The sequence below is a fragment of the Planococcus beijingensis genome (genome assembly GCF_016820615.1).
Taxonomy (GTDB): domain Bacteria; phylum Bacillota; class Bacilli; order Bacillales_A; family Planococcaceae; genus Planococcus; species Planococcus notacanthi.
In genome coordinates, this window is the sequence record NZ_JADHDZ010000001.1 from 208854 (window position 1) to 223757 (window position 14904).

The 14904-nt window shown below is 47.4% G+C and carries 13 protein-coding genes; 10 read left to right on the forward strand and 3 right to left on the reverse strand.

Going from position 1 to position 14904, the window contains the following annotated elements:
- Positions 1-98: 98 nt before the first annotated feature.
- The gene (locus IRE19_RS01070; protein WP_203339011.1) at positions 99-1553 is read left to right on the forward strand and encodes a phospholipase D family protein; all 1455 of its coding nucleotides are present in this window, start codon (positions 99-101) and stop codon (positions 1551-1553) included.
- A gap of 548 nt (positions 1554-2101) precedes the next feature.
- On the opposite strand, the gene IRE19_RS01075 is transcribed toward IRE19_RS01070, so the two are convergent.
- Both IRE19_RS01075 and IRE19_RS01080 read right to left on the reverse strand, forming a co-directional pair.
- The gene (locus IRE19_RS01075) at positions 2102-3667 is read right to left on the reverse strand and encodes an ABC-F family ATP-binding cassette domain-containing protein (protein ID WP_203339012.1); all 1566 of its coding nucleotides are present in this window, start codon (positions 3665-3667) and stop codon (positions 2102-2104) included.
- A gap of 37 nt (positions 3668-3704) precedes the next feature.
- A complete protein-coding gene (locus IRE19_RS01080; RefSeq protein WP_203339013.1) occupies positions 3705-3887 on the reverse strand; it encodes an SE1832 family protein in 183 nt (60 codons plus the stop codon).
- A 147-nt stretch (positions 3888-4034) separates the two neighbouring features.
- On the opposite strand from IRE19_RS01080, the gene IRE19_RS01085 reads away from it, so the two are divergent.
- Positions 4035-5858: a cation:proton antiporter gene (locus IRE19_RS01085; RefSeq protein ID WP_203339014.1), complete on the forward strand. Its 1824-nt coding sequence runs from the start codon at positions 4035-4037 to the stop codon at positions 5856-5858.
- Positions 5859-6011: 153 nt separating this feature from the next.
- Positions 6012-6575 carry an NADPH-dependent FMN reductase gene (locus IRE19_RS01090; protein ID WP_203339015.1) on the forward strand — a complete coding sequence of 188 codons (564 nt, stop codon included), beginning with the start codon at positions 6012-6014 and terminating at the stop codon, positions 6573-6575.
- 173 nt (positions 6576-6748) lie between these two features.
- Here IRE19_RS01090 and IRE19_RS01095 read toward each other — a convergent pair whose 3' ends face one another.
- Positions 6749-7714: a nuclease-related domain-containing protein gene (locus IRE19_RS01095; protein ID WP_203339016.1), complete on the reverse strand. Its 966-nt coding sequence runs from the start codon at positions 7712-7714 to the stop codon at positions 6749-6751.
- Positions 7715-7980: 266 nt separating this feature from the next.
- On the opposite strand from IRE19_RS01095, the gene IRE19_RS01100 reads away from it, so the two are divergent.
- The 7 genes from IRE19_RS01100 to IRE19_RS01130 all read left to right on the forward strand — a co-directional run bounded on the left by IRE19_RS01100 (position 7981) and on the right by IRE19_RS01130 (position 14790).
- Positions 7981-10140 carry a DNA topoisomerase III gene (locus tag IRE19_RS01100; protein WP_203339017.1) on the forward strand — a complete coding sequence of 720 codons (2160 nt, stop codon included), beginning with the start codon at positions 7981-7983 and terminating at the stop codon, positions 10138-10140.
- Between the two features lie 62 nt (positions 10141-10202).
- On the forward strand, positions 10203-10694 hold the full coding sequence (gene ybaK / locus IRE19_RS01105) for a Cys-tRNA(Pro) deacylase (protein WP_191713486.1): 492 nt from the start codon (positions 10203-10205) through the stop codon (positions 10692-10694).
- Positions 10695-10760: 66 nt separating this feature from the next.
- Positions 10761-11402: a YczE/YyaS/YitT family protein gene (locus IRE19_RS01110; RefSeq protein WP_191713487.1), complete on the forward strand. Its 642-nt coding sequence runs from the start codon at positions 10761-10763 to the stop codon at positions 11400-11402.
- A 182-nt stretch (positions 11403-11584) separates the two neighbouring features.
- The gene (locus IRE19_RS01115; RefSeq protein WP_203339018.1) at positions 11585-12220 is read left to right on the forward strand and encodes a class I SAM-dependent DNA methyltransferase; all 636 of its coding nucleotides are present in this window, start codon (positions 11585-11587) and stop codon (positions 12218-12220) included.
- A 19-nt stretch (positions 12221-12239) separates the two neighbouring features.
- Positions 12240-12713: an S-ribosylhomocysteine lyase gene (locus IRE19_RS01120; protein WP_191713489.1), complete on the forward strand. Its 474-nt coding sequence runs from the start codon at positions 12240-12242 to the stop codon at positions 12711-12713.
- An 11-nt stretch (positions 12714-12724) separates the two neighbouring features.
- On the forward strand, positions 12725-13660 hold the full coding sequence (locus IRE19_RS01125) for a PLP-dependent cysteine synthase family protein (protein WP_203339019.1): 936 nt from the start codon (positions 12725-12727) through the stop codon (positions 13658-13660).
- Positions 13657-14790, forward strand: coding sequence for a bifunctional cystathionine gamma-lyase/homocysteine desulfhydrase (locus IRE19_RS01130; protein WP_203339020.1), 1134 nt, complete (start codon positions 13657-13659; stop codon positions 14788-14790). Before IRE19_RS01125 ends, IRE19_RS01130 begins: the two co-directional genes overlap by 4 nt.
- The last annotated feature ends 114 nt before the right edge of the window (positions 14791-14904 follow it).

A 14904-nucleotide genomic window follows, 5' to 3' on the forward strand; every position in this document is an offset into this window, starting at 1 on the left:
TACCTGAAACAACCGAATTTTCGGTTGTTTTTTTATGGAAAATATTAAAAGAATTTTTCTCTGGAGCAGGTATAATAGAAACACGAGGAGGAAGATTCATGAAAAAGAGAAAGTTTCAGGATTGGAGCAAAAGGCGGCGAATTGCCATGGGCAGCGTCGGCATTTTGGCATTCCTGTATATTACGGTCATTGTTTGGCATACTTTCAAGCCATTGCCTGAGGGAATTTCAGTCGCAGGCGACCTCCATGCGGCCGAAGAGGTGGAAATGATCTATGATTTATCCTATGCACAAGATAAAGAAGGTACAAAAACAGAAAGCGAACTGCGGATCTTCAATGAAATAAACGACATGATCGATCAGGCAGAAGAATTCATCGTCATCGATCTCTTTCTCTTTGACAATTACAATGACCAGGACATGGATTTTCCCGCAGTAGCGGAAACCTTAACAGATCATTTATTGGATAAAAAAGCTGAAAATCCCGATATGCCGATTTATTTCATTACCGATCCATTGAATTATGGCTATGGTTCCTATGAAAATCAGTTTTTGGGTACGTTGGAAGATGAGGGAGTCGAAGTCATCACTACGGATCTGGACAAGCTGCGAGACTCCACGCCGCTTTACTCCGGATTCTACCGCGTGATTTTTCAATGGTTTGATGCAGGAGGCCGAGGCTGGGTTCCGAATGGCATGTCGAGTGATGCACCTGATTTAACGGTATCTTCCTACTTGAAAATGATGAACATTAAAGCCAATCACCGAAAAGCGGTGATTACGGAAAAAGAAGCGTTGATCAGTTCAGCGAATCCTCACAATGCCAGCGGTTTGCACGGCAATATGGCCTTCAAAGTCAGCGGCCCAGTAGTGAATGACATCCTGGAGGCTGAAGAAGCCGTATCCCGTTTATCGGGAGGGCCCGATTTGCCTAGAGTAGAAGTAGCTGAACAACAAGGGGACTACCAGGTGCAATACCTGACCGAACGCAAAGTGCTCGATGCCCTGCTTTCCGATATTGAAAAGACGGCAAAAGGGGATGCCATCCGTTTGGCGATGTTTTACATTGCAGAAAGCAGTGTGGTGGACGCCTTATCAGAAGCTGCCAATCGCGGAGTGGATGTCCGTTTGATTCTTGATGCCAATGAAAATGCCTTTGGAACCGAAAAGACCGGTTTGCCGAACCGGCCGGTGGTCCATGAGATGTTGGCGGAATCAGATGAGCATCTGCAAGTCCGCTGGTACAACGCTGTGGTCGGGCAGTTCCATACTAAATCGATCATGATCCAAACCGACAAGGAAACCATTGTCTCAGGAGGCTCGACCAATTATACAGAGCGGGCATTCAATGACTACAACCTGGAAAGCAATATCCGGATTGTGGCTCCAAACGACAGTGAAATGACCCAGGACATGGAGGCGTATTTTGATCGCTTATGGAATAACGAAGACGCTCTTTACACGCTGGAAACCGATGAATACCAAAACGATTTCACTTTCTGGCAACGCGGAATCTACGGCTTCCAAAGATTGTTCAAATTAACGACCTATTAAAAAAACGCCTCTTCTGAAAAACAGAAGAGGCGTTTTTTGTTTGTGGATGTAGTCTAGTAATAGTGAATGGCGGTGCATAACCCCAACCGCTCTGGCTACTCCGCTTTCCATAGGCTCAACCTCTTCGTCACTGGAAAACTAGTGCTCCTGCATCGCTGCGCTAGCTTTCACCGCTATGCTGCATGCATAGCGACGAGGCCGGTTCGGTTGTGTGTATGTGACTTCAGTGAAAGAGAGAAGCTTGTTAGTCAATTCCAAGGTGAAATAGCCTGAGCAAATTCAGTCATCCTCTCACGCAAGGATCCGGAGCGCAAGTCGGCGACTCCAGCGGGAAAGCGAAGTGCCGAAATCCACTCGGGCGCTAGTCCGAGTTAGTTCGGCGCAAGCCCGCAGGAAAGCGTCCGAATGGAGCACAGGATTCGGTATAAGTGCAATGAAATGTGTAAATGTACTGCAAAACATATAATTTTTTTATTTACAAGCTACAAAAACGCCTCTTCTGAAAAACAGAAGAGACGTTTTTTGTTTTTATTCGATTAAGCGGTACTTTACGATTGCACGGGTTTGCCGGCTGAAATCCATTCTTCAACGTTCCAGACTTTCGTTGCCAGTCCTTCATAAAATTCAGGTTCGTGGCTTACCAGAACGATGGTGCCTTTATAGGCCTGCATAGCGCGTTTCAATTCTGCTTTGGCGTCGATGTCCAAGTGGTTGGTCGGTTCATCGAAAATGAGCCAGTTGCTTTCTTCCATCATCAATTTGCACAGACGGACTTTGGCTTGTTCGCCACCGCTCAGCTGTGTCATCGGACGGGAAATGTGTTCGTTCTTCAATCCGGTACGGGCAAGGGCACCGCGAACCTGGCCTTGGTCCATGCTTGGATAAGCAGCCCAGATTTCGTCAAGCGGCGTATGCGTCGGCGCTTTGACTTCCTGTTCGAAATAGCTTGGCGTCAAGTATTCACCGCGAAGTACATCGCCGTCCAACGGTTTGATTTTGCCGAGCATTGTTTTCAACAACGTCGATTTCCCGACACCGTTCATGCCGACAAGCGCGATTTTTTCGCCGCGCTCAATCATAAACGTCAACGGCGGCAGAAGCGGTTTATCGTAACCGATGGAAAGGGCTTCCGCTTCAACTACGTAACGGCTCGGGCTGCGTGTTTCTTTGAAAGCAAATTGCGGTTTTGCGGCAATTTCCGGCTTGTCGATGCGGTCCATGCGATCCAATTGTTTCTGGCGGGACTTGGCACGGCCGGTTGTCGACGCGCGCGCTTTGTTTTTCGCAATGAACGTCTCGGTTTTCTTGATCATGTCTTCTTGTCTTTCATAAGCATCCAAATGCTGCTGCTTGCTCAATTCAGCAAGTTCGATGAATTTTTCGTAAGTGGCTGTGTAACGCGTCAGACGTGAAAATTCCAAGTGGAAAATAACGCTGGTGACGCTGCTCATGAATTCCGTATCATGCGAAATCAATAGGAACGCATGCGGATAGTTTTTCAGGTAGTTGACGAGCCATTGAATATGCTCTTCATCCAGATAGTTGGTCGGCTCATCCAAAAGCAATACTTTCGGCTTTTCAAGAAGCAGCTTCGCCAACAACAATTTTGTGCGCTGTCCGCCTGATAGAGCTTCTACATTGCGGTCAAGGCCGATGGCATCAAGGCCCAAGCCGCGTGCAATCTCTTCTACTTTGCCGTCCAGCGTGTAAAAATCTCCAGCGTCCAAAGCGTCTTGCGCTTCCGCCATCTGCTCAAGCAATTCTTCGAGCCGTTCAGGATCGGCATCGCCCATTTGCATGGCGATATCGTTCAGTTCCGCTTCTTTTTTATAAAGAGGCAGGAATGCATCCTGAAGGGTTTCGCGGATTGAACGGCCAGGCTGCAGTTGCGTGTGCTGGTCCAAATATCCGTAATGCGTCCGTGGCTGCCATTCAACGCGGCCATCATCGTGGATGATTTTGCCCGTTAAAATATTCATCATCGTCGATTTTCCGACACCGTTGGCTCCAACCAATCCGACATGTTCGCCTTCTACCAATCGGAAAGATACATCGTTGAAAAGGGTCCGATCACCGAAAGTGTGGCTTAAATTTTCTACTGTCAATAAACTCATTTAATAAATTCCTCCATTATCATAAAAAAAATCGCGGTTACAGATCCGCGAGTTTTTGGTTTAATTCCGCAAGTTGTTGTTCCATTTTTTCCAAACGCAATTCCGCTTTCTCAACCATTCCGGCATGTCCAGTCGTTTCCAGCTTTTCGATATCGCCTTGGTGGCGGACATAATCCATCTTGAGTTCAGCAATCGCGTATTCCAATTCCTGTTTGTTCACAAAATCACCCTTATTTTTCTACCATTGTAACACAAAAACACAAAATTTGAATCTATTACGATTTTCATTCACAATATAAAACCTGTATAATTCCAAAAAAGAACTAAAGGAAGTGGACTTGCCATCGATACTTTATTATTTGATTTGATGCTCATTATATTTCTGGGAGTGCTCTCCCAATGGATTGCATGGCGTCTTCAGCTTCCTGCAATTGTACTGATGTCGATTGCCGGCCTCCTTGTCGGCCCGATTTTTGAAATCATCCACCCCGCCGAGAGTTTCGGGGAACTGTTCAATCCGTTTATTTCATTGGCAGTAGCGATCATTTTGTTTGAAGGCAGTTTGAATTTGAATTTCAAGGAAATCCGAACCTTCAGCAAGCCGATTTTACGGATCGTCACACTCGGCGCATTCATTGCCTGGATTGCCGGGTCCCTGGCTGCGCATTACATCGCCGGTTTATCGTGGGCAGTGGCATTTGTTATCGGCGGGCTGTTTATCGTAACCGGACCCACCGTTATCCTGCCGCTATTGCGGCAAGCAAAGTTAAAATCACGCCCGGCAGCCATCCTGAAATGGGAAGGCATCGTTGTCGATCCTTTCGGGGCGTTGCTGGCTTTATTTGCATTCCAGTTTGTATTGTTTGCCAATGGTGACGAAACAGCGGCCGCCTTTGGCCTGTTTTTCCTGGCATCCCTTTTTGCGGCAGGACTTGGTGCAGGAGCGGGAGGGCTGATGGGGCTGATGTTCGAGAAAGGGCAGGTTCCGGAATTTCTGAAAGCGCCGATGGTTTTTGGCATGGTATTGCTGACTTTTGTCGTGTCGGATTTGATTATGCATGAAACGGGACTACTGGCTGTAACGGCAATGGGCATGATGATGGCCAATATGAACATCGCTTCGATCAACGACATGCGCCACTTCAAAGAAAATATTTCCGTCTTGCTGATTTCCAGTATTTTTGTGATGCTGACTGCGTCTTTAAGCCTTGAAGTCCTGATCGGCATCTTCAATTGGCAGATTGTTTCATTCGTCCTGGCGACGTTGTTTGTCGTCCGGCCTTTGTCCATTTGGCTGTCGACGATCGGCACCGATTTGACGATTCAGGAAAAAACCTTGGTCGGCTGGATTGCGCCGCGCGGCATCGTGGCTTTAACGGTTTCCGGGTATTTTGCGGGCGTTTTGCTGGATGCCGGCTTTGCGGATGCGGAACTGCTGACGGCGCTGACTTTTGCGCTGGTCTTTTCGACCGTTATCGCACACGGCTTTACTATCAGCTGGCTTGGCAAAAAGCTTGGGTTGGCAGCAGCGGACGAACCAGGCGTCATCATTGTGGGAGCCAGCCGGTTTGCCACAAAGCTTGGTGAAGCACTGGCAGATTTCAATAAAAACGTACTGATTGTGGACCCTTCCTGGGGGCGCCTGCAAGGGGCGCGCCAAGCTGGATTGAAGACATATGCTGGTGAAATCCTGTCGGAACATACGGATTATGAAGTGGAGTTAACGCCTTACGAGACGATGATTGTTGCTACAGAGACCGATTCCTACAACTCTCTTGTCGTCAATAATTTCGTTCCGGAACTGGGGCGCACTAACCTTTACCAGACAGCGATCCATATTGGGGATCCGTCTGACTTTCATGTTTCCTTGAGCGGGCGGACGTTATTCGCAGAACAATGGAATATCCATGAACTGGAGGCGAAGACCGAAGAAGGCTATACGATGCGCAAGACGCAATTGACGGATCAATTCAGCTTCGAGGACTTCAAAGGAAAATGGTCAGATGAGATGATCCCGCTCTTTATTCAAAGGTCGCAAGGAAAAATTGAGTTCTTTGAGGGGAGCAATAAACTTGAACCAAAAGCTGGGGATGTAGTTGTCAGCTTTACTTCTCCTGCACGCCAATCGGACCGCACGCAAGAACGTTTGGAAAACAAACGGGTTAAAATTGCAACTCAGTCTAAAGAATGAAATCATCCATATGTAAGCTTTTCGATGCGTAATGTGAAACAGGGTTTGTTATGATGGGAACAAACGGGTTGCTGCGGATTTAGTTGCAATAACGTGGATTTACACACATACAACCGATTAGTTACTTACGCATTTTGAGGAGGACATAGAATTATGAAAGTTTTATTAGTAGACGGAACGATTCTTGGACAAAAAACCGGTGCCATTCTGGAGCAGGTGCAGACTTACATCAAGGAATCCGCTCCTGAAATGGAATTAACGATGTTGAAGCTGGCCGATTACGACCATCAGTTTGTCGATGGCCGTCCACTTGGTGAATACAATGACAGCATGCAGGAAATCGTCCGCCGCTTTGAAGACGCCGACGGCTATATCATTGCCTCGCCGATTTTCCAGGGTTCGATTCCAGGTGTCCTGAAGAATACATTCGATATGCTGCATCCGCGCACCATGCGCTACAAGCCGGTATCGATTGTGGCGAACGGCGGCACTTACCAGCATCACTTGGTCATCGAAAACCAGCTCAAGCCGATTCTCGATTACTTCCGCTGCCTGGTGACGCCCAACTACGTCTACACCCACAGCAGCCATTTTGACGACACCAACACCATCACCAACGACGACGTCCACAACCGCTTGCGCGAACTGGCACGCGTCTTCGTGCAATATGCGGAAATGAGCAAACACCTGTCGAAGGAAACGTTGGATAATCATTGATTGATTGAAGAAACCTCCCTGTATGGGAGGTTTTTTTAGTGTTATTTTGGATTATGTTTGAAGAAACGATTTGTTTTATTCCATTAAAAGAGCTTACTTTCTATTAAGAGTCAAATACTTTCTACTAAGGAGCAAATACTTTCCGTAAACGATTGAATACTTTCTAATAAACTCTAAATACTTTCCATGCCTTCAAAAAGTTCAGGAATAGCATATATTCGATCTTTATAACTTCCTGCAAACGGCATATTCGTCGATTTTAATAGCTTAGAGGCGGTGGTAGTGGAGTGAAGTCCAGTAAACTCCCGAAATTCCCGATTGCTAATCGTCGTATTGACCAATGCACGATATTGCAACAAAGCGCCAAGATGAGCGATCGGATCACAATGGGCGCAAGTTTCGCAGCGCCACTTCCCCCGGCGGTAACTCAGTAAGCGGTCCGAGCAATCAGGACAGAATATACCTTTCAAAAGTGAATTTGAAAGACCCAGAGGTGCTAAAGGTTTTGAAGAATGAAGCTCCAACAATTTATGGACGATTAATTCTGTTTTCTTCTTTGATAAGATTTCTTGCGGATGTTTTTCCAACAATCGATCCATTAGGTGGGGGAGGCCGGAAGCCTGGACCATCAAACGGTTTCCGGCTCGCGATTGAACGACCGATGAAGGATAAGTGAAGACGATGACGCCGATGACAGGCAACTTTACCCATTGGTGGAATAAAAACTGTTCCAGCCATTTTTCGTGGCGGCGCAATTGGTCATCCGGGTTTTTCATGCCGTCGATGCTGCCGTCTTTATTGGTACGGGAAAATTGCCTCAGTTGGGGATCGAAGTTGAGCAGGCCGGAAATGCTTTTGATTTCCAATGCTAGCACAAAACGGCTGGTGATGAGGACGCTGTCAATCTGATGGGAAGACTTCTCTTTTTGGATGAATAAGTCGTGGATGAAGTAATGCGGCAAAGGGAGATCGATTTCGTGCCAAAGGGAGTCGACGCGTAATTCGCCGTGGTAACCGGCAGTGATGCGGCGGAGTTTTTCGGTCCAGTAGGAAAATTGGGGCTGGACGGATGAAGTGCGCTGGAGCAAGCTTTCGAGCTGAAAGATTTCTTGCGGTTTGTTTCGATCTTTAAAAATCAATTTATCCTCTCCTTTTTTATAAATCTGCTCCAATATAGCGTAAATTCTTAGGGATAGCAATACTATTTCAAGGCTTCTGGAAGTTATTTGGAAATACTTTCTGTTTGGGTCAAAATACTTTCCAAAAGGCTATAAATACTTTCCAATAAAATGAGTTTACTTTCCATTGGAAGCTAAATACTGTCTAACCCACAAAAACCCCTCCCAAAAGCCAGCTTCAACAGAAAATGTTACAATAATCACATCAGAAATGAGGGTGAATTTAAATGAAATCAGTAGTTTTAGCAGAAAAGCCATCCGTGGCGCGTGATATTGCGCGCGTTCTCGGATGCGAACAAAAAGGAAATGGATATTTGGAAGGCAAGCAGTACATCGTCACGTGGGCACTCGGCCATCTGGTGACGCATGCGCAGCCGGAGCAATACGACAACGACTTCAAGGAATGGAAAATGGACACGCTGCCAATCATTCCGAAGCCGTTCAAGCTGGTGCCGATCAAGCAATCAATGAAGCAGTTTAACGCGGTTAAATCCCAGCTGCAGCGAGGCGATGTCAAAGAAGTCATCATCGCGACAGATGCCGGACGTGAAGGCGAGCTCGTGGCTCGCTGGATTCTGGAGAAGACGAATACGCGCAAGCCTGTGAAGCGTTTGTGGATTTCGTCCGTTACCGATAAAGCCATTAAAGACGGCTTCAACAACTTGAAAGACGGCAAAGCTTATGAAAATCTCTATGCAGCAGCTGTTGCACGTGCGGAAGCGGACTGGGTAGTCGGCATCAACGCGACGCGCGCGCTGACCGTCAAATACAATGCGCAATTGTCAACTGGCCGCGTGCAGACACCGACGCTGGCGATGATCGCCGAACGCGAAAAGCAGATCCGCAATTTCCAGCCGAAGCCGTATTACGGCATGCAGGCGATTACCGACAAAGCGGCATTCACTTGGACAGACGGCAACTCGACGCAATCTTTCGACAAGGAAAAAATCGACCGCTTGTTCAATAAACTCCAGAACACCCACGAAGGCACCGTGACGGATATCAAGATTACGCCGAAACGCCAGCCGGCACCGCCTTTATTCGACTTGACCGAACTGCAGAAAGAAGCCTACAAGCGCTATAGCTGGTCGGCGAAAGAGACGCTCAACACGCTGCAGAATCTTTACGAGCGCTACAAAATTGTGACCTATCCGCGGACCGACTCGAAGCATTTGACGAGCGACATGCGGGATACCTTGAAGGACCGCGTCAAAGCGGTGCAAATGGGTCCTTACCGCAGCCTGGCCGCGATGATTTTGAAAAATCCGGTAGCGCCGCAGAAAGGCGTGATCGACGACGCAAAAGTTTCCGATCACCACGCCATCATCCCGACGGAAGAAACGCCGCCGCTGCATGATCTTTCCGATAAAGAGGTTAAATTATACGACATGATCGTCAAGCGCTTCCTAGCGGTATTTTACCCGCAGTACGAATACGACCAGACGACCGTCAAACTGACTGCCGGCGGGGAAACGTTCCAGGCAAAAGGCAATACGATCCGCAATGAAGGCTGGAAACGCATCTACAAAGATGAAGATGACGACAACGATACCACGCTGCCACCGTTTGAAAACGGGCAGAAGCTGGCGATCAAAGGCATCGCACTGACGGACGGAAAAACCAAGCCGCCCGCTTTCTTCAATGAAGGGACGCTTCTTGGCGCTATGGAAAATCCGGCGCAGTTCATGAGCGGCGAGTCGAAAGAATTGATCCAGACGCTCGGTGAAACCGGTGGACTGGGTACGGTTGCAACGCGTGCCGATGTCATCGATAAATTGTTCAATACTTTCCTAATTGAGAAAAAAGGCAAGGACCTGACGATCACTTCGAAAGGCCGCCAGTTGCTGGAACTTGTTCCGGAAGACTTGAAGTCGCCGAAGCTGACAGCAGATTGGGAACAGCAATTGACCAAGATCGCCAAAGGCCAATTGAAAAAAGAAGAATTTATTAAAGAAATGATTGTCTTCGCTGAAAAATCCGTATCGGATATCAAGAAGAGCGACAAAAAGTTCAAGCATGACAACATCACCGGCAAAATGTGTCCGGATTGCGGCAAACCGCTTCTTGAAGTCAACGGCAAGCGCGGCAAAATGAATGTCTGCCAGGATCGCGACTGCGGCTACAAAAAGCAAGTGGCGATGCAGACCAATGCGCGCTGCCCAAACTGCCACAAGAAGTTAGAGATGCAAGGTGAAGGAGACGGCAAGATTTTCGTCTGCAAATGCGGACATCGTGAGAAGTTGTCAGCCTTTGAAAAACGCAAAAAATCCGGTCAATCTAAAGCTAATAAAAAAGACGTCAATAAATACTTGAACCAGCAGGAAGAAGCGCCGCAAAATACGGCGATGGCTGATGCACTGAAAAAATTATTGGGCCAAACCGAATAGAATCCCGCTGCTGATGATGGTATGCTGTGAAGAAGCAAGTTTTCAGATAAGGAGAAAACGCCATGGCTAAAAAAATCGCAAAAACCAATGCAGCACGTATGCTCGACAAAGAAAAGATCCACTATGAACTGCTTCATTACAGTGCCGAAGACGGCAAAGTGGACGGCGTTTCTGTCGCTGCCAAAATTGGCCATTCGGCAGAACTCGTCTATAAAACTTTGGTGGCCATTGGTGCCTCCAAGCAGCCATATGTGTTTGTTATTCCGGTTGCGGCAGAACTGGACTTGAAAAAAGCGGCCAAAGCGGCCGGCGAAAAGAAAATTGAGATGGCACCGGTGAAGGATATTCTTGCACTCACCGGCTATATTCGAGGTGGCTGTTCGCCTGTCGGGATGAAAAAGCCCTATCCGACTTTCGTGTCAGTTGAAGCGGAGCAATTGCCTGAAATGATTGTCTCTGCCGGTAAAATCGGCATGCAGTTGAAACTGGCTCCTGCGGAACTGGCCGCTGCGACAAAAGGCCACTTTGCGGAATTGACAGCTCCAGGTCAATGAAGCTTCCATCCATTCGTTTTGAATGGGTGGATTTTTCATATCATAATAAAAGAAAGAAGGATTTGGATGAAGCGTTCGCTGTTTTACCGTTGGTTGTTCTTTATTGTCGGATTGATTGTTCTCGCTCTCGGTTTTACCATGACCATCAAAGGCAGCAAGCTAGGCATCGGGCCATGGGATGTGCTGCATGTCGGCCTGTACCTGAACTTCGGTTTGACCATCGGCACGTGGTCGGTCATCGCCGGATTTGCGCTGATTGCCAGTACCGCTATCTTCACACGGAAAGTACCACAGATCGGCACTTTTTTGAATATGCTGCTGATCGGTGTCTTTATCGACATTTTCAATTTCCTGATTCCGGACATCCATACGCTGGTTGGGCAAATCCTGATTTTGTCAGCCGGAATCGTCGTGTCAGGCTATGGCGTCGGCCTCTATGTGTCGCCGAAAATCGGTGCAGGTCCGCGTGACAGCTTGATGATGATGCTCGTTGAAAAGACCGGCCTCAGCATCAGCGTCGTTCGGGCAGGGATTGAAGTCGGGGTGGCGTTGCTTGGTTGGCTGCTCGGCGGACCGGTCGGCATCGGCACCATTGCAGTTGCGTTGCTGACGGGCAGAATTGTCCAAGTATCCTTGCCGCAATTTGAAAAACTGCTGGTGACGCTCATCGGCAAAAAAGAAGGCATTCCGCCAGTCCTTAAGATTTAAAGGAATGGCCTAAAAGCTAAGTAAAGCAAGAGATCGGGGACGTGCTCATTCTCTTGCTCTACTATGCTAAAACCCAATTCTCATGACCGTTGTGATTAGTTGAATCCTTTCTGCCAATATGTTATAAATAAAGCCGAGTAACTCTATTGGTTTTATTGAATATAAGAAAAGGGGCTTGAACAATGGGACGCGAGTTTGTGGGGATTTTCGATGAATGGGTTCATACCTATGATGATTCAGTAAGTGGAAAAGATGAGGAATACAAAGATGTATTCATGAAATATAACGAAATTTTGCAGGCGGTGGCTGATGCAGCGATTGGTCCGGTTATAGAATTCGGTGTCGGCACCGGCAACTTGACGGAAAAACTTTTAAGCCGTGGCTTGGAAGTGGTCGGAATCGAACCAAATCAGGCGATGCGTGAAGTAGTTGCGGAAAAGATGAAAGAATTGACTGTCATGGACGGTGATTTTTTGGAGTTCGAAACAGCGATCAAACCACGAAGCTTTGTCAGCTCATACGCATTCCATCATTTGACGGACACGGAAAAAGCGCAGGCTTTTCAACTATACGCCGAGCAATTGCCGGCGGGCGGCAAAGTGGTTTTTGCAGACACGCTTTTTGCTTCAGAAGCAGCCAAAAAGGAAATAATTGCATTTGAACAAGCAAGAGGTCATGCTAATCTAGTAGAGGACTTGAACCGTGAATATTACACAACGGTTCCTGTGATGGAAAAACTGATTACGGATGCAGGGTTTACGGTGGAATTGTCGAAGATGAACAATTACGTATATCTGATTGACGCAACTAAAAAATAAGAAATAGGGAGCGATTGGAATGAAAAAAATGAATGTTGAAAGCTTTAACTTGGACCATACAAAAGTAGTGGCGCCATATGTGCGTTTGGCAGGAGAAAAAACCGGCGCAAAAGGCGATACGATCCGCAAATACGATATCCGTTTTAAACAGCCGAACAAAGAGCATATGGATATGCCTGCGCTTCATTCCCTTGAGCACATGATGGCTGAACACAGCCGCAACCATTCGGATAGCATTGTGGATATTGGTCCAATGGGCTGCCAGACAGGTTATTACCTATCAGTTATCAACCATGACGATTTCGAAGACATTCTGCGCATTTTGGAAAACACCTTGAAAGATGTCATTGAAGCGGACGAAGTGCCGGCATGCAACGAAGTGCAATGCGGATGGGCTGCAAGCCATAGCTTAGAAGGCGCTAAAGAACTGGCGCGTGAAATGCTCGCGAAAAAAGACCAATGGAGCCAAGTCTTCGCGGATGAAGCGATCTAAGGAGAATTACGATGAACTATGTAACTGAAATTCAGCAATTGATCGGCAATACGCCGTTGCTGGAACTGACACACAGCAAAATTCCGAACGGCTGCCGCATCTTTGCCAAGCTGGAATATTTCAATCCCGGCGGCAGCGTCAAAGACCGATTGGGTGTTTCATTGATTGAAGATGCAGAAAAACGCGGAGTGCTGAAACCGGGCGGCACGATGATCGAGCCGACGGCCGGCAATACCGGCATCGGCCTGGCCATCGCAGCCATTGGCAAAGGCTATCAGGTGAAGTTTGTGGTGCCTGAGAAATTCAGCCAGGAAAAACAAGGGTTGATGCGTGCCCTAGGCGCAGAGGTCATCAACACGCCAACTGAAAAAGGCATCAAAGGCGCCATCGAAAAAGCCAAGGAATTGGTTGAAGCAGAAGGGGCATTTTCCCCTTCTCAATTCTCCAATCCGGCAAATCCCGAAACCTATGTCCGAACGCTTGGGCCGGAAGTCTGGGAAGCCCTTGATGGAGAAATCGATGTCTTTATTGCAGGAGCAGGATCCGGTGGCACGTTCATGGGGACTGCGCGTTACTTGAAATCAAAAAAACAAGCCGTTAAAACAGTTATTGTGGAACCCGAAGGCTCGATTTTGAATGGCGGACCATCCGGACCACATTTGACTGAAGGCATCGGCATGGAATTTTTGCCGGATTACATGGATGAGAACTATTTCGAAGCGATCCACACGATTACGGACAAAGAAGCATTCATGGCAGTCCGGGAATTGGCGAAAAACGAGGGTTTATTAGTCGGAAGTTCCTCCGGCGCCGCTTATGTGGCAGCGTTGCGGGAAGCGGAAGCTGCCAAACCGGGAAGCCATATTGTCACCGTATTTGCGGACTCAAGTGAACGCTATATGAGCCAGGATATTTATGGCCGAACTTTTAAGGGGGATCAGGAATGAAACCGAAAACAAGATTAATCCATGGGGGCATTGTCGGCGATGAAGCGACAGGCGCCGTATCTACACCAATTTATCAGGTCAGCACCTACAAGCAGGAAGCTGTCGGTAAATTCAAAGGCTACGAATATTCACGTACAGGAAACCCGACACGCCACGCGCTCGAAGAGTTGATTGCAGATGTTGAGTTCGGCCACGCCGGCTTTGCATTCGGTTCAGGAATGGCTGCCATTTCTTCTGTCATGATGCTGTTTTCTGCGGGAGACCACGTCGTTCTGACAGATGATGTCTACGGCGGAACTTACCGCGTCATCAATAAAGTGCTGAACCGTTTTGGTTTGGAGTTCACATTTGTTGATACGGGGAATTTGGAAGAAGTGGAAGCGGCGGTCAAAGAAAATACGAAAGCGATTTTTATCGAAACACCAACCAATCCACTATTGAAAGTGACGGATATTGAAGCTGTCTCAGCCTTTGCAAAATCGAAGGGCTTGTTGACGATTGTCGATAACACCTTTATGACGCCTTATTTGCAGAATCCGATTTCGCTGGGCGCTGATATTGTTGTGCATAGCGCGACGAAATACATCGGTGGCCACAGTGATGTTGTAGCAGGACTGGTAGTCGTCAATTCAGCGGAACTTGCGGAACAAGTGCATTTTGTGCAAAATTCCATCGGCGCTATTTTAGGGCCGCAGGATTCATGGCTGCTGATTCGCGGGTTGAAAACATTGGGCTTGCGCATGGAAGAAGCCAATTCCAATGCACAGAAAATTGCCCAATTCCTGGAAACGCATGAAGCGGTCGGCAAAGTCATTTACCCAGGACTTGAAAGCCATCCGGGACGTGATTTGATGCAGAAACAGGCGAATGGATTTGGCGGTATGATTTCATTTGATGTAGGCAGCAGAGAGAAAGCTGGAGAATTATTGGCCAAACTGAAATACTTTACCTTAGCTGAAAGCTTAGGAGCTGTTGAAAGCTTGATTTCTGTACCGGCCCAAATGACCCATGCTTCCATTCCTATCGAACGCCGTGCAGAACTGGGCATTGTCGAAGGGCTTGTGCGCATTTCAGTCGGGATAGAAGATGTGGAAGATTTGATTGAAGATCTGGAAAATGCTTTGAAATAAGTGACTAACCGCCTACTTCAGGCGGTTTTTTTATGTTCTTTTAAAGTTATTGAAACCATATGGACTAGTTGAATGTTAGAAAAAACAACCATATTACCTGAAATTTCGTAACTC